This window comes from Noviherbaspirillum malthae (assembly GCF_015352985.1).
Lineage (GTDB): Bacteria > Pseudomonadota > Gammaproteobacteria > Burkholderiales > Burkholderiaceae_D > Noviherbaspirillum > Noviherbaspirillum malthae.
The window spans coordinates 1-21909 of the sequence record NZ_JACYXF010000055.1; the positions used below are offsets into that span (position 1 = coordinate 1).

The following is a 21909-nucleotide window of genomic DNA, read 5'->3' on the forward strand; positions in this document are numbered from 1 at the left end:
GTGGACGTGGCGCCGCGCCTGAAGACGCTGAAAGTGTCCGAGCCGCCGAAGCGCTCGGCCGGCATCGTGGTCAAGAGCGTGGAAGAGCTGGTTTCCAAGCTCAAGAACGAAGCGAAGGTTATCTAAGTCCTGCTCCCTTCTCCCGCAGGCGGGAGAAGGGTCGGGGATGAGGGGGATTGCAATGCCTACTGCGGTTTTAACACCGCCCTCACCCCTGGCCCCTCTCCCGCTTGCGGGAGAGGGGATTCATTGAATGCGAACAGGACCCCACTCTTTCAAATACGGAATTCCACCATGACCGCACTCGTCATTGCTGAACACGACAACGCTTCCCTGAAGGGCAGCACCCTCAATACCGTCACCGCGGCGGCTGCCTGCGGCGGCGACGTCCATATGCTGGTTGCCGGCGCCAACTGCGGCGCAGCCGCCGAAGCCGCGTCGAAAATCGCCGGCGTATCCAAGGTGCTGGTTGCCGATGCGCCGCACTTCGCCGACGGTCTGGCCGAAAACGTCGCCGAGCAGGCGCTGGCCATCGCCTCCTCCTACTCGCACATCCTCGCTCCGGCCACTGCCTACGGCAAGAACATCCTGCCGCGCGTGGCCGCCAAGCTGGACGTGAGCCAGGTCTCGGAAATCACCAGGGTGGTCTCGCCCGATACCTTCGAGCGTCCGATCTATGCCGGCAATGCGATTGCCACCGTGCAGTCGGCCGATCCGGTCAAGGTCATCACCGTGCGCGGCACCGGCTTCGATGCCGCAGCCACAGGCGGCAGCGCCGCAGTGGAAACCATCACTGCGGTAGCCGATTCCGGCAAGTCCGCGTTCGTGTCGCGCGAAGTGGCCAAGTCCGACCGCCCCGAGCTGACCGCCGCCAAGGTGATCGTCTCCGGTGGCCGCGGCATGGGCTCTGGCGACAACTTCAAGATCCTCGAGCCGCTGGCCGACAAGCTGGGCGCAGCGATGGGCGCCTCGCGCGCGGCGGTGGATGCGGGCTTCGTGCCGAACGACTGGCAGGTGGGCCAGACCGGCAAGATCGTGGCGCCGCAGCTGTACATCGCGGTGGGCATCTCGGGCGCGATCCAGCACCTGGCGGGCATGAAGGATTCGAAGACAATCGTGGCGATCAACAAGGATCCGGAAGCGCCGATCTTCTCGGTGGCGGATTACGGCATCGTCGGCGACCTGTTCGAACTCGTCCCGCAGCTGACCAAGGAACTGGGCTGAGGGCTGATGCGCAATACAAAAAGGCAGTACGCTTCATCAAGCGTACTGCCTTGAACAACCCCTTCAATTCACATTGCTTGCCATGCCGCGCCAGTAGGGCTCGCGCAGCCTGGTCTTGACCACCTTGCCGGCGGCCGACAGCGGCATCGCGTCGCGGAACTCGATGCTCTTCGGCGACTTGTAACCCGCAAGCCAGCTACGGCAGTGCATGCGCAGTTCGTCCTCGCCGGCCTGCATGCCGGGCTTGAGCACCACCACCGCATGCACGGCCTCTCCCCATTGCTGGCTGGGTATGCCGATCACAGCGCACACCGACACTGCAGGATGGCGGGCAAGCACGTTTTCGACTTCGGCAGAGTACACGTTCTCGCCCCCGGTCACGATCATGTCCTTGATGCGGTCGACGATGTAGAGATGGCCATCGTCATCGATATAGCCGCCGTCGCCGCTGTGCAGCCAGCCGTCGCGCAAGGCGGCGGCGGTTTCTTCCGGCTTGTTCCAGTAGCCGAGCATCACGCAGCCGCCGCGAATGATGATTTCACCGACCGTGCCGCGCGGCAGCTCGCGGTTCTCGGCGTCGACCACCTTGATTTCGCAGGCGAAGCCGGCGCGGCCGACCGAGCGCACCAGGCCGCTCTTCCTCGCCTCAGGGCCGTGGTTGGCCGGCGGGTTGCCGCATACCGATGCCGCCGTTTCCGTCATGCCGAAGGCGCTTGCGAATTCCACGCCGGGAAACAGGTCGAGGGTGCGTTCCAGCAATGGCAGAGGGATTGGAGATGCGCCATAACTGATGCGCCTGACGGTCGCCATCTTGCTGCGCTCGAACTGCGGATGATCGAGCAGCATCTGCAGCATGGTCGGCACGAGCATCAAATCGGTAATGCCATGCTGCTCTACCGCCTGCAGCACGGACTCGGGCGTGAACGAGGGCAGGATGACGATGGTGTTGCCGCTGATGGACTGGCCGGCGAGGCGGCCCGCGCCGCCGACATGGAAGAGCGGCGTGGCGATGAGAGAGACGCAGCCCGGCTGGCCGCCCATCTCCGCCATGCGGGCGATCGACGATATCCAGAAGTTGTCATGGCTGAGCATCACCCCCTTGGGAAAGCCGGTGGTGCCTCCGGTATACATGACGGCGGCCAGATCCATGCCATCCGACATCGCATCCGGCTCGGGCTTATTGGATGAAATCAGGTCTTCCCAGGCGGGCATGCCCTGCGGAGCGGGGGCATCGCCTGCATGGATGACGGTCCGCACGCAGGGAGCCTGCTCGCGGATCGCATCGACCATCGGCAGAAACTGGTCGTCCACGATCAATACATGACTGCCGCAGTCTTTCAGAGAATAGGCAATCTCATTGACGCTCCAGCGCGTGTTGACCGGATTGGCTGCCGCGCCGGCCCACCAGACCGCCTGGAAATACTCGACATAGCGATCCGAATTCAATGCCAGCATCGCGACCCGGTCGCCGCGGCCGACGCCAAGGCGCTTGAGCGCGCCCGCCATGCGAGCCACCCGGTCCGCCATCCGCCGGAACGACTGCTGTCTTTCCCCGAAGATGGTGGCGATGCGTTCAGGATGGTTCTGCAGCGATCGGTGCAATCCCTGTGTCAGGTACATGCCTGTGGTCTCCTTTTGTTTTGCGATCCTTGCTTTCGCAGGTGATGGTCCGCCGGATGCAGGAATAATGGCCCGCGTAGAGGGCCGCTGCAATGGCGTTTCTTTCCAACGCCATTGGCCAAAGTTGCCAGCGGCGGCCTCGCTGAGCATTTATGCCATCGGCAATTCAAGCATCCTGCCATTGGCCGCATCCGCATGCACCCATAGAATCGATGCATCCAGTGCGTATAGAAAGGGAGACAAGCATGACGAACCGGCCGCCGCTGCAAGGCGTGAAAGTTCTTGACCTGACCCGATTGCTGCCCGGGCCGGTGTGCACCCAGCATCTGGCCGACATGGGCGCGGATGTGATCAAGATCGAAGATACGGGCGCCGGCGATTACACCGCCGCCCCGGTCAAGGCGCTGGTCAACCGCAACAAGCGCGGCATCCGCCTCGACCTCAAGCAGCCGGCTGCAGTGCAGGTCTTCCTGGAACTGGCCAGGACTGCCGACATCATCGTGGAAGGCTTCCGCCCCGGCATTGTCGACAGGCTGGGCATCGGGTATCAGCACGTCTCGGCGATCAATCCGGGCATCGTGTATTGCAGCATCACGGGTTACGGGCAGACCGGGCCATTCCGCGATCTCGCCGGCCACGACATGAATTACGCAGGCTATGCCGGCGCGGCGGACCAGGTCGGCAGCGGCGAGTCGACACTTGCGCTGTCCAACCTGCCGATTGCCGATCTCATGGGCGGCACGCTGACTTCCGTGATGGGCATCCTGGCGGCGCTGTTCGATTCCGCCCGTACCGGACGCGGCCGCTACCTCGACGTCGCCATCAGCGACGGCACGCTCGCGCATGCCGTGCTGCCGCTGGCCCGGGTCAACAGCGAGGGACGGGCCCGCCCCGCCGGCGCAGACAGCATATCCGGCGGCCTCCACAATTACTCGCCGTACCGCACGCGCGATGGCCGGGTGCTGGCGGTGGCCGCGCTGGAGCCGAAGTTCTGGGAACAGTTCTGCGAGGTCATCGGCAGGCCGGACCTGAAATCCTTCGACCGCCATGCCGCGCCGGAGCAGTCGCAGCAAGTACGCAGGGAAGTCGCCGCCATCGTGGCTTCTCTCACTCTCGAGGAGTGGCAGGAGAAACTGAAGGATGCGGACTGCTGCGTCACGCCCGTGCTGAAGCTGGAGGAAACCCTGCAGCATGCGCACTTCCGTGCGCGCGACATGGTGCATGAAACCACCCATCCGCAGCTTGGGCCGCTCACGCACGTCGGCTTTCCCGTGAAGATGAGCGGCTTCCGCTTTGCAGTGGAACGGCAGGCGCCGGCCCCCGGCGAACATACGCTGGAAGTCCTGCGCGAAGCCGGTTATTCGGAAGAAAGCATCGTATCGATGAGGGAAAGCCGGGCAGTACTCTGAACCCCGTTTTGCGGCGAACGAATTGCATTGAAGAACGATTTCTCCATTGCATCGGATGCCGGTCACACGACCTGCACTTAATCAGCGCTGAACGCTCGCTTTGCAAAAAACGAATTGTTCTACTTCGGCATTTCGGCAATCCTTGGCTTTCCAGATGCAGGAAAGCAGTCCTGCACAGATTCTGCCGGAAGTGCTCCAGGAGAATGCTCCCGGTATAGCCCAGGAAAGAACTTGCCATGCAGCCATGTGCCGGGCGATCGTATACACTGTGGTTTCCAAAGCAAAAACGGTTGCCCAGGTTTTCGACGAACATGACGGTTACCCACAACACCATTGCGATTGCCCAGGTCGAGCAGATACTGCAGGGCGTGCGCGAGCAGGGAAGAGACGTTGCCGACATTCTGCGCCGCTCGGATATCTCGCCGGCGCTGCTTGACTCACCGTTGTCGCGCGTATCCCAGTCGCAATACACCTCGCTCATCCGTACCCTGACCCGCGTCACCCAGGACGAGCTCTGGGGCCTTTGCTCGCATCCCGTAAAGATAGGCACTTTCGCGCGCAACTGCCGCGCGCTGGTCCATTGCCGTACGCTGCATGAAGTGCTTGTCGAGGGTTTCCGCTTCTATCATTTGGTCCTCCAGGACATTGTGCCGCGCCTGCGCATCGAAGGCGACATCGCACACGTCGTTCTCCAGGCGCGCGCCGAGCGGAATGCGAAACTGCGCTACGTCGAGCGCACCTTCATGTTCTTTACCTTCGGTCTCGCCTGCTGGATGGTGGCCAGGCGCATACCGCTGCAATGGGTGGATTACTGCAATCTGGACGAAAACCTGTCCTCCGATGCGTTCAAGGTTTTCCAGGCGCCTGTGCGCTATCAGGACAACCAGGTGGGATTCCGGTTCGAAAAACGATGGCTCGATCTCCCGGTCGTGCAGAATGCGCAGAGCGTCGAGGAATTCCTGGAGCAGGCGCCGGCCAGCCTGCTGGTGAAATATCGTGATCATGCGAATGTGACCGAACGCATCAGGCGCATCCTGCGGCGCCATCTCGAAGGCGAGATGCTTTCGCTGGAGGAGGTGAGCAAATCGCTCGGCGTGACGCCGCAGACCTTGCGGCGGCGCCTGCAGGACGAAGGCCAGGGCTATCAGGCGATCAAGGATGATCTGCGGCGCGATGCGGCGATCGAGTACCTGTCGCGGCCGGACCTGACGCTGATCGAAATCGCCAACATGGTCGGCTTTTCCGAGCCGAGCACCTTCCACCGCGCCTTCAAGAAATGGACCGGCGTCGCCCCCGGCGAATACCGCAATACGCGTCTGCATGCTCCGGCCGGCCGGCATGCCGGAACGTCGTCCGCCGAACTCTGATTCAACGCTTCCGTGCGCGCCGGTGCCGATGTAACGGCATGTGATCGCAAGTAAGCAGTAGCAACGGCAGCGGCCGTGCTTCCAATCGTTAACTTCCAGCATTCTTCCATCGCCGGCATGACCATGCCTGCGACCGTCATGCCGTCTGCATTCTTCGTACAAGCGACGGGCTGAGATTTTTAGCCAATGCATTTTGTCGCCGTACGCCATTGTTCGCCCTGGCGCACGCAGGCACTCTACGCATATCGCGACACCAGATCAATTTCGAGAGGAGAATCCGCAGTGAGCCGAAAAGTACATGTAGTCGGTGTGGGCATGATCCCGTTCACCAAGCCTGGCGCAAGCGAGCCTTATCACGTCATGGGCGCACGCGCCGCGAAGCAGGCGCTCGAAGATGCGCGCATGGATTTCAATCTCGTCGAGCAAGCCTATTGCGGCTATGTCTACGGCGACTCCACCTCCGGCCAGGCGGCGGTGTACGGCGTGGGCCTGAGCGGCATTCCGGTTTTCAACGTCAACAACAACTGCTCCAGCGGGTCTTCCGCATTGTTCCTCGGACGCCAGGCGATCGAAAGCGGCGCGGCGGAATGCGTGCTGGTGCTCGGCTTCGACCAGATGAATCCCGGCGCGCTGAAGGGCGCCTATGACGACCGCCCCTCGCCGATGTCGCGCTTCATCGACTCGATGACGGAAGTGCAGGGTTACCAGGACGGCACGCCGCGCGCCGCGCAATTCTTCGGCGGCGCGGGACGCGCACACATGGAACGCTTCGGCACCAAGGCCGAGACCTTCGCCCGCATTTCGGTCAAAGCACGCCAGCATGCCGCGCGCAATCCGCTGGCAATCTTCCGCCAGACCGTGACGCTCGACGAAGTCATGGCGGCGCCCAAAGTGTTCGATCCGCTTACTCGCCTGCAATGCTGCCCGCCGACCTGCGGTTCGGCCGCCGCCATCCTGGCGTCGGAAGAATTTGCGAAGAAGCATGGACTGGATACACGCGTGTTCATTGCCGCGCAAGCCATGACGACCGACACCCCCAGCACCTTCCATTCCGGCGACATGCGCCGTGTGGTCGGCTACGACATGACCGCTGCGGCTGCAGGCAGGGTTTATGAAGCCGCAGGAGTGGGTCCCGAGGACGTGGACGTGGTCGAACTGCACGACTGCTTCACCGCCAATGAACTGATCACCTATGAAGGACTCGGCCTGACGGCTGAAGGCACCGCGGAGAAATTCATTCTCGACGGCGACAATACCTACGGCGGCAAGGTTGTGACCAATCCATCGGGCGGTCTTTTGTCGAAGGGGCATCCGCTTGGCGCCACCGGTCTGGCCCAGTGCGCGGAACTCGTATGGCAGCTGCGCGGACAGGCCGACCAGCGCCAGGTGGAAGGTGCACGCATCGCGCTGCAGCACAACCTCGGCCTCGGCGGTGCTTGCGTGGTCACCATGTATCAGGCGGCGTAAGCGGAATAGGGAGGCGAAATCATGATCGACAGGAGCCATATCGGGCATGTGATGCCGCGCTACACGGTGGATGTCGAGAAGGGGCGCCTGCGCTTCTTCTCCAAGGCCATCGGCCAGGCCGACCCGGTCTACACCGACGAGGCGGCCGCGCGCGAGGCCGGTCATCCGGCGCTGCCGGTGCCGCCGACGTTTCTTTTCTGCCTTGAAATGGATGCGCCCAATCCTGCTGCGGTGCGGGAACTGCTGGGCATCGATATCGGCAAGGTGCTGCACGGCGAGCAGAGCTTTACCTATCACGCGATGGCCTATGCCGGTGACCGCCTGAGCTTCGAGCAGCGCATCTCCGATATCTACGACAAGAAGAACGGTGCGCTTGAATTCGTGGTGCGCGATACGCGGGTGACCAATCAGGACGGCGCGCTTGTCGCCGAACTGCGCGGGGTGACCGTGGTGCGCAACGTGTAAGTCTGCAAAAGGGACGACAATGGACAGAATGACATTCGACGCCGTGCGGGTGGGAGATGAAATCACCCCGTACACCACCGCGCCGATCAGCCGGCAAGCGCTCGCGCTGTATTGCGGCGCGTCCGGGGACCACAACCCTATCCACGTGGACATCGATTTCGCCCGCAAGGCCGGCATGCCGGATGTGTTTGCGCACGGCATGCTGTCCATGGCTTATCTCGGCCGCCTGCTGACCAACTATGCGCCCCAGGAGCGCCTGCGCAGCTACGGCGTGCGCTTTGCCGCCATCACGCATGTGGACGATGCGGTGACCTGCAGCGGCAAGGTAGTGGAAAAGTTCGAGCAGGATGGCGAGAAGCGGATACGGATAGAGCTGACGACCGTCAACCAGAACGGTGAAATCAAGCTCAAGGGCGATGCCGTCGTCGCCCTCGCATAACCAATACAGCTCATACAGGATCAGGAGACATCATGAAGAAACTCGAAGGCAAGGTGGCAATCGTATCCGGCTCCGGCCGCGGCATCGGCCGTGAAATCGCACTCAAGCTCGCCAGCGAAGGCGCGAGCGTGGTGGTCAACGATCTCGACGCCGCACCGGCGGAAGAAACCGTGGAAGTCATCCGCGCAGCCGGCGGCAAGGCGATCGCCTGCGTGGGCAGCGTGACCGATGCCGATTTCGGCAGCCGCTTCGTTGCCACGGCTGTCGATGGTTTCGGCGGACTCGACATCATCGTCAACAACGCCGGCTACACCTGGGACAACGTTATCCAGAAGATGACCGACGAGCAGTGGGATGCGATCATGCAGGTGCATCTGACCGCGCCTTTCCGGATCCTGCGCGCCGCGTCGGACTTCATTCGCAGCGCGGCGAAGCAGGAAGCCGAAGCCGGCCAGGAAGTCTTCCGCAAGGTGGTCAACATCTCCTCGACCTCCGGCGTCATGGGCAATGCAGGGCAGGCCAACTACGCGGCAGCCAAGGCGGGCATCAACGGCCTGACCAAGGCGCTGGCCAAGGAGTGGGGCCGTTACAAGGTGAACGTCAACAGCGTCGCATTCGGCCTGATCAAGACCCGTCTGACCGAAGCCGCGGCGGACGCGGATGCCAGCATCGACATCGAAGGCCGCAAGATCAAGGTCGGCGTCAATCCGCAGGTGCTGAAGAATGCGGAAGCGCTGATTCCGGTAGGCCGCGCGGGCACCCCGGAGGAGGCCGCCGGCGCGGTGTTCATGTTCTGCATTCCCGAGTCCAACTATGTCAGCGGCCAGGTGCTGGTCTGCGGCGGCGGACGCCCGTAAGTCACGCGTTCCGATGGCATCCGCCCCGGCATAGCCGGGGCGAAACCGAAACCAGTCAACCCGGCCACTTGCATGAGCATCTCTACTTTCCCATGGATGACCCCGGACCTGGAACTCTTCCGGGACAATATCCGCAGGTTCTTCGAAAATGAAGTCGTTCCCCACGAAGACAAATGGCGGGCCCAGCATCATCCCGACCGCGAGGTGTGGCGCAAGGCCGGCGAGATCGGCATGCTGTGTGCCAGCATCCCCGAGGAATACGGCGGCGGCGGCGGTGATTTTCTCCACGAGGCGGTGATCTGCATCGAGCAGAACCGCGCATTGTCGAACAGCTTCAGCCTGAACGTGCACAGCGGCATCCTGGCGCATTACATCCTGCGCTACGGCACCGAGGAACAGAAGCACCGCTGGCTGCCGAAGATGGCGAGCGGCGAGATGGTCGGTGCCATTGCCATGACCGAGCCTTCGGCTGGTTCCGATCTGCAGAGCATCAAGACCACTGCCATCCGTGATGGCAATGAGTATGTAATCAACGGCGGCAAGACCTTCATCACCAACGGCTACCATGCGGACCTCATTTGCGTGGCAGTCAAGACCGATCCGCAGGCAAAGGGGCGCGGCGTCTCGCTGCTGATGCTGGAAACACGCGATCTCAAGGGCTTTAGGCGCGGCCGATTCCTGGAAAAGATCGGCCAGCGCGGGCAGGATACGGTCGAGCTGTTCTTCGATGACGTGCGCGTGCCGGCGGAAAATCTGCTCGGGCAGGAAGAGGGACGAGGCTTTGCACAGCTGATGGAGCAACTGCCTCAGGAACGCCTGCTGATCGCCATCGGCGCGGTGGCCGTCATGCAGCGGGCGGTGCAGGAGACCGCGGATTATGTGCGCCAGCGCGAAGCCTTCGGCAAGCCGCTGATTGCACTGCAGAACACCCGCTTCAAGCTGGCCGAATGCAAAACCACGGCCACCATCGCTCAGACCTTCGTCGACCAATGCGTCGTGCAGCTGATGGCGGGAAAGCTGGACGTGCAGACGGCGGCGATGGCGAAATGGTGGACCACGCAGATGAACTGCCAGGTGATCGATGAATGCCTGCAGCTTCATGGCGGCTACGGCTACATGCTCGAATATCCGATTGCGCGCATGTATGCGGATTGCCGCGTCGGAAAGATTTACGGCGGTTCCAATGAGATCATGAAGGAAGTGATTGCACGGGCCATCGAGCGTGAATGACAAACGCGGCTGCAGCTCCGGCTGCAGGCAGTAACAGACAAGTAGCAGATTCACTGGCAGGCTTGCCGTAGCCCTTTGGGATGGCAGGCCGATGACGAGAATGCACGGTAACTGGAGACTCTATCGTGTCTATGCTGCATCATCGATTTTGGCCGAAGGGCTTCCCCAGGACGCTGGAGGTGCCCGAGACCAGCCTCTACTACAACCTGGAAGCGGCGGCGCGCAGGTATCCCGAAAAGCCGGCGATCGTCTTCTACGACACCATCGTCACCTATGCCGAACTGAAGGAAAAGGCCGACGCGCTGGCGGGTTACCTTCAGCAGCGCATGGGCATAGGCAAGGGCGACCGGGTTCTGCTGATGAGCCAGAACTGTCCGCAATTCGTGATTGCCTACTATGCCATCCTGCGCGCGGATGCGGTGGTCGTTCCGGTCAATGCGATGAGCACCGCCCGCGAACTGGAACACTACGTCTCCGACTCCGGCGCAAAGGCCGCCATCGTGGCCCAGGAGCTCTACAAGTCGGTCGCGCCCTGCATGCGCGACGATGGACTCGGCGGACTCGGGCATGTGCTGGTGCTCCGCTACGGCGACTTCCTGCGCGAGAAGACCGGCATGTCGGTGCCCGAACCCTTGCTGCAGCCGGATCTCGGCATTGAAGGCAAGGGCGTGGTGCGGTGGAACGATGCGCTTGCCGCAGCCTGCGTGCCGGGCGAACATCTTGCCGGCAAGGACGATTTCTGCCTGCTGCCCTATACCTCCGGCACCACCGGCCTGCCCAAGGGCTGTGTGCATACCCATGGCAGCGTGATGGCGGTGATGGCCTTCACCCAGGTATGGCGCCAGCTGTCTCCGGCGTCGGTATTCGTCAGCGTCGCGCCTGCCTTCCATCTGCTGGGCATGCAGAACGGTATGAACATTCCGATACTTCTCGGCTCGACCGCGCTGCTGCTCACGCGCTGGGACCGTGACAATGCGGCCTCGCTGATCAGCCGCTACCGCGGCACCGTCTGGGCGGCGCCGCCGGCGATGCTGCTCGATTTCTTCGCCAATCCCGACATCGACCGCTACGACCTGTCGAGCCTGAGCCTGATCACCGGCGGCGGCGCGGCGATGCCGGAAGCGGTCGCCACGCTGCTGCGGGAAAAATTCGGCCTCGAATACATCGAAGGCTACGGCATGACCGAGACCGCCTCGGGCACGCATACCAATCCGCTGTACCGCCCGAAGCGGCAATGCCTGGGCATGCCGCTCTTCGGCGTCGACTCGCGCATTGTCGATCCGGCGACGCTCAAGGAAATGGCGCCGGGCGAAGTGGGGGAAATCATCACCCACGGCCCGCAGCTGATGAAAGGCTACTGGAACAACGAACGCGCCACCGCGCAGGTATTCGTGGAACTCGACGGCAAGAACTTTATCCGTACCGGCGATCTTGGATACGTGGACGAGGAAGGCTATTTCTTCATGTGCGACCGATTGAAACGCATGATCAACGTGTCCGGCTACAAGGTATGGCCGGCCGAGGTCGAGAACATGATGTATTCCCATCCCTGCGTGCACGAGGCCTGCATCATCAGCACGCCGGACGAGCGGCGCGGCGAAGCGGTCAAGGCGGTGCTGGTGATCAAGCCGGAAAGCCGCGGCAGCATCGGGGAAGACGACATCATTTCCTGGTGCCGCGAGCAGATGGCGGCCTACAAGGTGCCGCGCTCGATCGAATTCGTCGACAGCCTGCCCAAGTCCAGCACTGGAAAGATCCTCTGGCGGGAGCTGCAGGAACGGGAAAGCGGCGTGCATTAATTCCAGCCAAAGCGGTGCTTCCGCAAATGCAAATTGTCGAGCGTGCAGGGATGGGCGATATTGCAGTGGCATACATGAATCGACGGCGCCACAACGGCGGCCCAAAACAAACAACGACATGGAGACGGCAATGACATTGATGAACGGCAAATTCGCCCGTGCAAGCGTGCTGATCGGCACGCTCATGCTTTCGCTGGGGGCGGTTCATGCCCAGGGCGTGAAGAGCTATCCGGAAAAGACGATCAAGGTGGTCGTGCCTTATCCTGCAGGCGGCGCGACCGATACCCTCGGAAGGATGACCGCGAACCATCTGGAAAGCGCGCTGAAGCAGACGGTGATCGTCGACAACCGACCCGGCGCCAGCGGCAACATCGGCAGCGACATGGTCGCCAAGTCGGCGCCTGACGGACATACCGTACTGATCGGCATCACCGCGATGATCCAGGCGCCTTTCCTGTACGCGAAGATGCCGTTCGATCCCTTCAAGGCTTTCCAGCCGGTCGCCCTGCTGGCCCGCTCGGCCGACCTGTTCGTGGTGCCGGCGTCCAATCCCGCCAGCAACCTCAAGGAATTCCTCGCGCTGGTGAAGGCCAATCCCGGCAAGTACAACTACGGCTCCTACGGCAACGCGACCTCGTCGCATATCCACGGCGAGATGCTCAAGGCGCAGACCGGCACCGACCTGATGCATGTGCCCTACAAGGGCGCGGCGCCGCTGGTGGCCGACCTGCTCGGCGGCCAGGTGACTTCCGCCTTCGTCGACGTCGCCTCGATACGCAGCCATCTCGGTTCTGGCAAGGTGAAGGTGCTGGCCGTGACCGGCGCCCAGCGCTTCAAGATCCTTCCGGACGTGCCCACCATGACCGAACTCGGATACAAGTCCTTCGAGCCCTACGGCTGGTTCGGCGTCTTCGTACCTGCGGCCACGCCCAAGGAGATTGTCAACCGGCTGTCGGAAGACATTTCGAAGATGGTGCGCAGCCCCGAAGGCACCGCCAGGATCGAGGCGCTCGGCCTGCAGGCCGGCGGAGAGAAGGCCGACGAGTTCAGCCAGATCATGAAGAGCGATTCGGCCATCTGGGGCAATGTCATCAAGGAATCGAAAATCGCCATCGAGTAATTCCATATACAGGAGCAAGTCCCCATGCAGGAGATTCTGGAGTTCAAGGACCGCGCCGTATTCATTGCGGGAGGCAGCAGCGGCATCAATCTCGGTATCGCCGATGCGTTTGCGCAGCGCGGCGCCAAAGTTGCCATCATGAGCCGTTCACAGGACCGGGTCGACACCGCCGCCGCACATCTCTCGCGGCATGGCGGGATCGCGTGCGGATTCGCCGGCGACGTGCGCGATCCTGCCGCCGTCGTTGCCGCACTGGAAGCAGCCCATGCGCGTCTCGGCGACTTCGACGTGCTGGTGTCGGGCGCCGCCGGCAACTTCGTCTCGCCGGCACTCGACATGTCGCCGAACGCGTTCAAGACCGTGGTCGACATCGACCTGCTGGGCACCTTCAACGTGCTGCGCCAGGCGCACCAGTACCTGCGCAAGCCCGGCGCGTCGGTCATCAACATTTCCGCGCCGCAGTCCTTCAACCCCACCATTTTCCAGGCGCATGCCTGCGCGGCCAAGGCGGGCGTCGACATGCTGACGAGGGTGCTGGCGATCGAATGGGGCGGCGACGGCATCCGCGTCAATTCCATCGTCCCCGGTCCCATCGGCGACACCGAGGGCATACGGCGTCTCGCCCCGACCGAGGAAACCCGCAGGGCGATGGAAGAAACGATTCCGCTGGGCAGGATGGGCACCCGCAAGGAAGTGGCCGACATGGCGCTGGTCCTGTCGTCCGGTCTGGCCAGCTTCGTGACCGGAGCGGTCATTCCGGTCGACGGCGGCAGCTCCCTGCTGGGCGGCAGGGATTATCGGGAAACCTACAAGGCAAGCGTAGCGGCACGGACGGCTGCGCGCACAGGAGCAGAGCATGGCGCATGATGACGGCAGGCCAGGGATGAATGAGAGCGGCGTGGAAGCCGCATACCAGAAGCGGCTCGATGACGGAGCCTTCATGATTCAGCATTGCAGCGACTGCCGGCGGCATGTGTTCTACCCGCGCGAACTCTGCCCGCACTGCGGCGGTGTGGCACTCAAGTGGGTCGCGCCGGCCGGCACCGGCACCGTGCATGCGGTGACCACGGTGCGCCGCAAGCCCGATGCGGGCGGTGATTACAACGTGTCGCTGATCGATCTGGACGAGGGTGTGCGGATGATGAGCCGCGTCGAGGGCGGAGGGCCGGTGAGGATAGGCGATCGGGTACGCGCGCGCGTGCAGGTCAGTCAGGGAAAGGGAATCGTGCTGTTTGACCCGTTGAACAATGATGGAGGACGGCCATGAGCGCCTCATTGCGTGAACTGCGCGGCGCTGCCGCGATTGCCGGCGTCGCCACCTTCGGCTGCGGCGAGGCGCCGGGCTTTACCGACATGGAATTGCTGGCCCGCGCCGCAGCGGCAGCGGTGGCCGATGCCGGCCTGAAGATGAGCGACATCGACGGCATCTGTACGGCCAGCGCGAGCGCCACCATGTGGGCGATGCCGGTCATCGAATATCTCGGCATCCGGCCGAATTACATCGACAGCACCATGCTCGGCGGATCCAGCTTTGTAGCCCATCTTCTTCCCGCGATCCATGCCTTGCAATCCGGGCAATGCAATGCGGTGCTGGTGTGCTACGGCAGCGCCCAGCGCAGCGCCACTTTCGGTCGCAAGGAAGTGGTGGCCAGCCGCCGCTTCCTCGATCCCCAGCCCTACGAAATGGCTTATGAGCCGATGCTGCCGCTGTCGGCCTATGCGCTGGTGGCATCGCGCTACATGCACGAATTCGGCGCCACCCGGCGCCACCTCGCCGAAGTGGCGGTGGCGGCGCGCGGCTGGGCACGCCTCAACCCGGAAGCCTTCATGCGGGATCCGCTGACGATAGAACAGGTGCTCGAATCGCGCATGGTGTCAGACCCGCTGTCGGTGCGCGACTGCTGCATGGTGAGCGACGGCGCCGGTGCCTATGTGCTGGTGCGCGCCGACCGCGCGCGGGACCTGCAGAAGAAGCCTGTGTATGTGCTTGGCAACGGCACGGCGGTATGGAACCGCCAGGTGTCATCGATGCATGACCTGACCGTGACCGCGGCGACGCAATCCGGCAAGGCGGCCTACGAGATGGCGGGGCTGACAGCGAAGGATGTCGACGTGGTGGAGCTCTACGATGCCTTTACCATCAACACGCTGCTGTTCCTCGAAGACCTTGGCTTTTGCAAGAAGGGCGAGGCGGCGGCCTTTGTGGAAAACGGCGGGATCGCGCCCGGCGGTCGGCTGCCGGTCAACACCAACGGCGGCGGCCTGTCCTGCGTTCACCCGGGAATGTACGGCGTGTTCACCATCATCGAATCGGTGCGGCAGCTGCGCGGGGAGTGCGGGGAGCGCCAGGTCCGTGACGCGAAGATCGCGCTGGCGCACGGCAACGGCGGTACGCTGTCGAGCCAGGCTACGGCTATCCTCGGCACGCAGGAAACGCTTTAAGAAATTTTCGGAATGAACGAGAGACAGGGAAGGTGAAATCATGATCCGCGACCAGGAAACAATGAACACGCTGCAGGCCACCGTGAGCCGCTTCGTACGCGAGCGGCTGGTGCCGGCCGAGGAGACCGTCGCCGAAACGGACGAGATTCCGGAAGACATCGTGCGCGACATGAAGGAGATCGGCCTGTTCGGTCTGACGATTCCCGAAAACTATGGCGGCCTCGGGCTGACCATGGAAGAGGAAAGCCTGATCATGTTCGAGATGGGCCAGACCTCGCCGGCCTTCCGCTCGCTGTTCGGCACCACGGTCGGCATCGGCTCGCAGGGCATCCTGATGGACGGCACGTCCGAACAGAAGGAAAAATATCTGCCGCGCCTGGCGACCGGCGAGATCATCGCATCGTTCGCACTGACCGAGCCGGAGGCGGGATCGGATGCGGCATCCCTGCGCACCACCGCCATCCGCGACGGCGACGACTATATCGTCAACGGCACCAAGCGCTACATCACCAACGCGCCGCATGCCGGCATCTTCACCCTGATGGCGCGCACCAATCCGCAGGACAAGGGCGCAGGCGGCGTTTCGGCCTTCATCGTCGAAGCCGATACGCCGGGCATCACCATCGGCAAGTACGACAAGAAGATGGGGCACCGCGGTGCGCACACCGCCGACGTGATCTTCGAGAACTGCCGGGTGCCGGCAAGGAATATCATCGGCGGCGTGGAAGGCAAGGGATTCAAGACGGCAATGAAGGTGCTGGAAAAGGGACGCATTCACATTGCCGCGATCGCCGTCGGCGTGGCAGAGCGCATGCTCGATGATGCGCTGAAATATGCGGTCGAACGCAAGCAGTTCGGCCAGCGCATTGCGGATTTCCAGCTGGTCCAGGCGATGCTGGCAGACAGCAAGGCGGAAGTGTACGCAGCCAGGTGCATGGTGATCGATGCCGCCCAGCGGCGCGACCGCGGCGAGAACGTCAGCACCGAGGCATCGTGTTGCAAGATGTTCGCGACGGAGATGTGCGGCCGGGTTGCTGACCGTGCGGTGCAGATTTTCGGCGGCGCCGGCTATATGTCGGAGTACGGCATCGAGCGCTTCTACCGCGATGTGCGCCTGTTCCGCATCTATGAAGGATCGACCCAGATCCAGCAGATCGTCATCGCCCGCAACATGATCAAGGAATGCGGCTGATGGCGGTGCCGCACATGCTTGCCGACGTCGTGATGCCGGCTGGTGCAGACGAGCCGGATTTTCCGCTGGATAATCCGGCGCTGGAGCATATGGGCATGCGCATCACGGCATGGTCGGAAGGCAGGGTGGAGATGGCGTTGCCGGTGCTGCCGCATATGCTCAATCGCAGCGGAGTGGTGCATGGCGGGACGATCTGTGCGCTTCTCGATGCGGCTACCGGTTATGCCGGGTTGTATTCGGCGGAAGAGGGCGTCAAGCTGCATGCGGTGACGCTGTCGCTGACGACGAATTTTCTCGCCAATGGGGTGGGCGGGATGCTGACTGCGGTTGGAGTGGTGGAGCGGCGTGGGAAGTCGATATTCTTTTCGCGGGCGGAGGTTTGGCTTGATGGGGAGTTGCTGGTGGCGACTGGGGTGGCGACGATGAAGTTTCTTAAATAAGGTCGCCATGCAAAAATTAAGATAGCGTTTTTTGTTAGCTCAGTTTCATTGAGTCGGGAACGGGGAAGACTCAAAAAGATAAAGAACGTTCCTCCCCTTTCAAGGGGGACGTAGCAGGGGTTTCGCAAGGCATGCCTTGCGCCTGCGTAGTCGGAGCCGCTTGCAAGCGGCGAGGTGGAGGTTAGGAGGGGGATGGGGTTCAGTGACGTGCGCTAACCCCATCCCCACCCCAACCCTCCCCTTGAAGGGGAGGGAGTCTTCGAGCAGTGAGAACCTAACTACCTTAGCAAACTCGCTTATTTAGACCAGAGCTTGTTTAAAAGACCCGCTATTCGGCGTTCCCACCCCGCGTAGCATCCCCATCCGCCACCAGCAGCTCAACCAGCTCCCGCGCAAACCCCGGCAGCGCATCAAGATCCCTCACGCAGATAATCAGATTCCGCGTAGCCCATTCATCATTCAAACGCAGTATCTTCAGATCAAGACTCTTCGCATGCCGGCGCGCCGCCGACTCGGGGAGGATGCCGATGCCGACATTGGCTTCAATCATCCGGCATACCGAATCGAAATTGCTGACCTGGATGCGCGTCTTGAGCGACTTGCTCAGCGGGCCGGCGGCCTGGTGCACGAAAGAATGGATGACGCTGCCTTCGTAAAGGCCGATGTATTCGTATTCGAGCGTGTCTGAAAAATTGATGTCGTCGCGGGCGGCCAGCGGATGGCCGGTCGCAGTCGCAACCACCAGCCTGTCGTTGCGATAGGGAATGACCTGCAGTCCCTCGGTACGCACGCTGCCGGCGGCTACCCCGATATCCGCGATGCCTTCATTGATGGCACGCACCACATCATTGCTCAGGTGCTCGCGGAGATCGATGTTCACGTCCGGGTGGCTGACGAGAAAGCTGCGCAGCACGGCCGGCAGGAATTCCGCCGTCGCCGTGGTGTTGGCAAAGATGCGCACATGCCCCTTGATGCCCTGCGCGTATTCCTGCATGTCGCCGCGCAGGTTTTCCAGCTGGGCCAGCACCAGACGCGCATGCTGCAGCAGCGCCTGGCCGGGCGGACGCAGGGTGATGCCTTGCGCGTCGCGGTTGATCAGCTTGGTGCCGATCGAGTCTTCCAGGTTCTTGATGCGGATGCTTGCGGCTGGCAGCGACATGTGGGCCCGCACCGCGGCGCGGGTCAGGCTGTTCTCTTCGGCGATGTAGACGAACAGGCGCAGGTCGATGAGGTCGAAATGAATTGCCATGGCATGGAATCGTTAGGGCGGGCCCGGTCATTGTATCGGAAATGCAATCCGCGTCCGCGCAAGGGAAACGGCTGCAGTACGTTCAGGCCGCCGCGCCGGATTCGATCAGCGCATCGATCTCGTCATCGCGCATGCCGAGCTCGCGCAGCAGTTCGCGGCTGTGCTGGCCAAGGTGTGGCGCCTGCAGGCAGTCAGGATTGGGCGTCGTGCCGAAGAGCGCGGCAGCGCGCGGCAGCTGCACTTCGCCGAGGTCCTGCATCCTGTAGCGCGAGACGGTCGCATTGTGCCGCACCTGCGGATCTGCGCACAGGCCGCTGCGGACGTTGACGCGTCCGACCGGTGCGCCTTCGCGTACAAGCAGATTGACGAATTCGTTCACGTCCTTTTCCAGCGCAATCGGTTCGAGGATCTCGCGAAGCTCGCGGTAGTGGCGGCGGCGCGCTTCCATCGTGGCAAAGCGCGGATCGCCAACGAGGTCCGGACGGTCGAAGCCCTGGCAGAGGGCGGCGAATTCGTCGTTTTGCGGCGTCATGGCGGTGAACCAGCCGTCACGGCATTTCCATGCTTTCTGGTTGGCGCCGAATTCCGGAACGGGCGCGGGCGGCTCGTCGAGAAAGCCGTGGTTGTACATGGCTTCCGGCCAGAGGAAGGCAATGCTCGCATCCAGCATGGAGAGTTCGATCTTCTGTCCCTGGCCATGCCTGTGGCGGGCAAGCAGTGCCGCGCAGATTGCTTGCGAGGCGGTGAGGGCGGTCAGCTTGTCGCACAGCAGGGTCGGAAGCAGGCCCGGATCGCCGCTTGCCGGATCGCCGTGGGCGTCGGCAAAACCCGATGCCGCCTGGATCACATAGTCGTACACCCGCGCATGCGCATAGGGTCCGTCCTGTCCGAAGCCGGAAATGGAAAGGTAGACCAGGCCGGGGTTCATTTCCTTCAGCTGCTCGTAGTCCAGCCCGAGGCGGGCCATGGTTCCCGGCCGGAAATTCTCGACCAGGACATCGGTCTGCATGACCATTTTTTTCAGGATGTTGCGGGCGCGATCTGTTTTCAAGTCCAGCACCATCGAACGCTTGCCGCGATTGATCGCCATGAACAAGGCAGAGATATCGCCCTTGGCGGGGCCGACGCGGCGGCTCATGTCGCCGCCGGGCGGCTCGATCTTGATCACGTCGGCGCCCTGGTCGGCAAGCATGCCGGCGGCCATCGGCCCTGACACGACCGCGGACAAATCGATGACTCGCACACCTTCCAGCGGTCCACTCATGTTGCGTCTCCTCGTCGTTTGCATTTGATCTTAGAGAACTTCTCCGCGCTTGGAAAGACGCCTGGCAAAAAGATTGATGCAAATCCGGCGCCGTCTGCAGTTTGAGAATTTTTGCCAATCAAATTGAAAAACGCCGCCATTGAACCGGGGTGCCATCAGCCTTTAACCTGCGTTACATCAGCACGGCAATCAGCATGTTAATCAGCACCATAAGCGGACCCGGCAAACGCGTCAGCCGGAATTCAGAGAATAGTGTGTATGTGAGGAGACCCATGCCATTACCCAAGGCACTCGACGGAAAGCTCGGCCTCCCGGTCATCGCTTCGCCGCTTTTCATCATTTCCAATCCCGACCTCGTCATCGCGCAGTGCTGTGCCGGCATCGTCGGGTCCTTTCCGGCGCTGAATGCACGTCCGCAGGAAGACCTCGGCAAATGGATCGTCCGCATCAAGCAGGGCATTGCCGACTTCGAGGCGGCTCATCCGGGAAAGAAGGCGGCACCCTTTGCGGTCAACCAGATTGTGCATCAGTCCAACAGCCGGGTCGACGCCGACATGGAAGTCTGCATCGAGCACAAGGTGCCGATCATCATCACCTCGCTGCGCTCGCCCGCGTCCTTGGTGGACAAGGTACACGGTTACGGCGGCATCGTGCTGCACGACGTCACCAATGTCAGGCATGCGAGGAAGGCCATCGAGGCCGGCGTGGACGGCCTGATCCTGGTGTGTGCCGGCGCCGGCGGACATGCGGGCGTTCTCAGCCCGTTTGCGCTGGTCAACGAGATACGTTCGTTCTACGGCGGCACGCTGGCGCTGTCCGGTTCCATCACCAACGGCAGCGGCATCTTCGCTGCACAGGCCATGGGCTGCGACCTGGCTTATATCGGTACGCGCTTCATCGCCACCCGGGAAGCCAATGCCAGCGACGAGTACAAGAGCATGGTGGTCGAGTCGAGCGCCGCCGATATCGTCTATACGCCTTACTTTACCGGCGTGCCAGGCAATTACCTGAAGCCCAGCATTGCGCGGAACGGCCTCGATCCCGACAACCTGCCGTCCGCCGATCCCTCGAAAATGAATTTCGACAATCGCCACAACAAGCCCAAGAGCTGGAAGGAAATCTGGGGTGCCGGCCAGGGCGTCGGGAACATCGGCGCTGTCGAGCCTGCGGCAACGGTCATCGGACGCATGAAGGAAGAATACGAAGAGGCAAGGCAGCGGATGAGTGCGTTGGCGGCATAAGCAGACATAACAGGACCGGAGAGTCCTTGCCGTACCACACGAGTGGCAAATAACGACAAGCCAAGGAGACGACAATGAAAACGGCATCACAATGGTTGGCCAGCATTGCAGCGGCATCACTCTTGATATCGGCGGCTGGTTCTGCACATGCACAGGCCGAAGCGGCATCCGCGGCGAATTTTCCTTCCAAGCCGATGAGGATCGTGGTGCCTTACCCGGCCGGCGGCGCGACCGACATGCTGGCGAGGATGATAGGCCAGAAATTCACCGACACCTGGAAACAGCCCGTCATCGTCGAGAACAAGCCCGGCGCGAACGGCTGGATAGGCAACGGCATGGTCGCCAAGTCGGCGCCCGACGGCCACACGCTGCTGCTGACGATCTCCACTATCGTCTATGCACCTTATCTGTACGAAAAGATTCCCTACGATGTAAACCAGGACCTGGTGCCGGTATCGATGCTCACGCGCACACCCAATCTGCTGGTGGTGCCGGCATCGACCCCCGCCAATACGCTGGAAGAGTTCGTCGAACTGGTGCGCAAGAATCCGAAGAAATTCAGTTACGGTTCCTATGGCCAGGGTTCGACAGCCCACGTCGGCGGCGAAACGCTCAACCGCCAGGCCGGGCTCGACATGGTACATGTCGCCTATAAGGGTGCAGCGCCGCTGGTCAACGATCTGCTAGGCGGACAGATCCCCGCCGGCTTCGTCGATGCCAGCACCATACGGCCGCATGCAAGAAGCGGCAAGGTCCGCATCCTCGCGTCCAGCGGCACGCAGCGCGTCAGTTATCTGCCCGAGGTGCCGACCTTCGCCGAGAAGGGTTACAAGGGCATGGAGCTGGTAGGCTACTTCCTAATGATGGCGCCGGCCGGCACGCCCAGGGACATCGTGAAGAAGGTCTCCGATGCCGGTGCTGCCGTGCTGCGCATACCCGAGAACAGGGCACGCATCGAGGAACTCGGCATGACGGCGGTGGGCAGTTCGCCGGAGGAGCTGGGCGCATCGATGAAAGCGGATGCGGAGACATTTTCCCGTGCGGTGAAGCAGGCCAACATCAGGATCGAAAACTGAAGCGAAGG

Annotated in this window: 20 protein-coding genes and 1 pseudogene; 18 read left to right on the forward strand and 3 right to left on the reverse strand. The window is 62.3% G+C overall.

The annotated features are described in order from the left end of the window. Positions 1–126: pseudogene (locus tag IGW03_RS29330) on the forward strand (electron transfer flavoprotein subunit beta/FixA family protein); the annotation flags it as partial. Between the two features lie 168 nt (positions 127–294). Continuing rightward, a complete protein-coding gene (locus IGW03_RS29335; RefSeq protein WP_194726041.1) occupies positions 295–1224 on the forward strand; it encodes an electron transfer flavoprotein subunit alpha/FixB family protein in 930 nt (309 codons plus the stop codon). Between the two features lie 63 nt (positions 1225–1287). On the opposite strand, the gene IGW03_RS29340 is transcribed toward IGW03_RS29335, so the two are convergent. Then, positions 1288–2844 (reverse strand): acyl-CoA synthetase, encoded by a 1557-nt coding sequence (locus IGW03_RS29340; protein ID WP_194726042.1) that lies wholly within the window; start codon positions 2842–2844, stop codon positions 1288–1290. Positions 2845–3089: 245 nt separating this feature from the next. Between IGW03_RS29340 and IGW03_RS29345 the strand changes: the two genes are divergently transcribed. The 14 genes from IGW03_RS29345 (at position 3090) to IGW03_RS29410 (ending at position 17071) form a co-directional block, all read left to right on the forward strand. Further along, entirely contained in the window at positions 3090–4253 is a 1164-nt protein-coding gene (locus IGW03_RS29345) for a CaiB/BaiF CoA transferase family protein (RefSeq protein ID WP_194726043.1), read from the forward strand. Positions 4254–4564: 311 nt separating this feature from the next. Next, entirely contained in the window at positions 4565–5620 is a 1056-nt protein-coding gene (locus IGW03_RS29350) for an AraC family transcriptional regulator (protein ID WP_194726044.1), read from the forward strand. Between the two features lie 282 nt (positions 5621–5902). Beyond that, a complete protein-coding gene (locus IGW03_RS29355) occupies positions 5903–7087 on the forward strand; it encodes a lipid-transfer protein (RefSeq protein ID WP_194726045.1) in 1185 nt (394 codons plus the stop codon). A 21-nt stretch (positions 7088–7108) separates the two neighbouring features. Beyond that, complete coding sequence (locus IGW03_RS29360) at positions 7109–7552, forward strand: MaoC family dehydratase N-terminal domain-containing protein (protein WP_194726046.1); 444 nt, start codon at positions 7109–7111, stop codon at positions 7550–7552. Positions 7553–7571: 19 nt separating this feature from the next. Beyond that, positions 7572–7991: a MaoC family dehydratase gene (locus IGW03_RS29365; RefSeq protein WP_194726047.1), complete on the forward strand. Its 420-nt coding sequence runs from the start codon at positions 7572–7574 to the stop codon at positions 7989–7991. Positions 7992–8023: 32 nt separating this feature from the next. Continuing rightward, complete coding sequence (locus tag IGW03_RS29370) at positions 8024–8848, forward strand: SDR family NAD(P)-dependent oxidoreductase (RefSeq protein ID WP_194726048.1); 825 nt, start codon at positions 8024–8026, stop codon at positions 8846–8848. Between the two features lie 72 nt (positions 8849–8920). Further along, positions 8921–10078: an acyl-CoA dehydrogenase family protein gene (locus IGW03_RS29375; RefSeq protein ID WP_194726049.1), complete on the forward strand. Its 1158-nt coding sequence runs from the start codon at positions 8921–8923 to the stop codon at positions 10076–10078. Positions 10079–10209: 131 nt separating this feature from the next. Continuing rightward, complete coding sequence (locus IGW03_RS29380) at positions 10210–11877, forward strand: long-chain fatty acid--CoA ligase (RefSeq protein ID WP_194726074.1); 1668 nt, start codon at positions 10210–10212, stop codon at positions 11875–11877. Positions 11878–12007: 130 nt separating this feature from the next. Next, entirely contained in the window at positions 12008–12997 is a 990-nt protein-coding gene (locus IGW03_RS29385; protein WP_228536180.1) for a Bug family tripartite tricarboxylate transporter substrate binding protein, read from the forward strand. Positions 12998–13021: 24 nt separating this feature from the next. Continuing rightward, entirely contained in the window at positions 13022–13864 is an 843-nt protein-coding gene (locus IGW03_RS29390) for an SDR family oxidoreductase (RefSeq protein WP_194726050.1), read from the forward strand. Further along, on the forward strand, positions 13854–14264 hold the full coding sequence (locus IGW03_RS29395) for a Zn-ribbon domain-containing OB-fold protein (RefSeq protein WP_438943685.1): 411 nt from the start codon (positions 13854–13856) through the stop codon (positions 14262–14264). Before IGW03_RS29390 ends, IGW03_RS29395 begins: the two co-directional genes overlap by 11 nt. Then, positions 14261–15439 (forward strand): thiolase family protein, encoded by a 1179-nt coding sequence (locus IGW03_RS29400; RefSeq protein ID WP_194726051.1) that lies wholly within the window; start codon positions 14261–14263, stop codon positions 15437–15439. Before IGW03_RS29395 ends, IGW03_RS29400 begins: the two co-directional genes overlap by 4 nt. Positions 15440–15479: 40 nt before the next feature. Next, the gene (locus IGW03_RS29405) at positions 15480–16631 is read left to right on the forward strand and encodes an acyl-CoA dehydrogenase family protein (protein ID WP_194726052.1); all 1152 of its coding nucleotides are present in this window, start codon (positions 15480–15482) and stop codon (positions 16629–16631) included. Then, complete coding sequence (locus IGW03_RS29410; RefSeq protein WP_228536181.1) at positions 16631–17071, forward strand: PaaI family thioesterase; 441 nt, start codon at positions 16631–16633, stop codon at positions 17069–17071. Before IGW03_RS29405 ends, IGW03_RS29410 begins: the two co-directional genes overlap by 1 nt. 328 nt (positions 17072–17399) lie before the next feature. Here the strand turns inward: IGW03_RS29410 and IGW03_RS29415 are convergent, their stop codons facing one another. Both IGW03_RS29415 and IGW03_RS29420 read right to left on the reverse strand, forming a co-directional pair. Then, on the reverse strand, positions 17400–18314 hold the full coding sequence (locus IGW03_RS29415; RefSeq protein ID WP_194726078.1) for a LysR substrate-binding domain-containing protein: 915 nt from the start codon (positions 18312–18314) through the stop codon (positions 17400–17402). Positions 18315–18402: 88 nt separating this feature from the next. Beyond that, positions 18403–19584 carry a CaiB/BaiF CoA transferase family protein gene (locus IGW03_RS29420; RefSeq protein ID WP_194726053.1) on the reverse strand — a complete coding sequence of 394 codons (1182 nt, stop codon included), beginning with the start codon at positions 19582–19584 and terminating at the stop codon, positions 18403–18405. Between the two features lie 272 nt (positions 19585–19856). On the opposite strand from IGW03_RS29420, the gene IGW03_RS29425 reads away from it, so the two are divergent. Beyond that, positions 19857–20825 carry an NAD(P)H-dependent flavin oxidoreductase gene (locus IGW03_RS29425; protein WP_194726054.1) on the forward strand — a complete coding sequence of 323 codons (969 nt, stop codon included), beginning with the start codon at positions 19857–19859 and terminating at the stop codon, positions 20823–20825. 74 nt (positions 20826–20899) lie between these two features. Next, positions 20900–21901 (forward strand): Bug family tripartite tricarboxylate transporter substrate binding protein, encoded by a 1002-nt coding sequence (locus IGW03_RS29430; protein WP_194726055.1) that lies wholly within the window; start codon positions 20900–20902, stop codon positions 21899–21901. Positions 21902–21909: the final 8 nt, after the last annotated feature.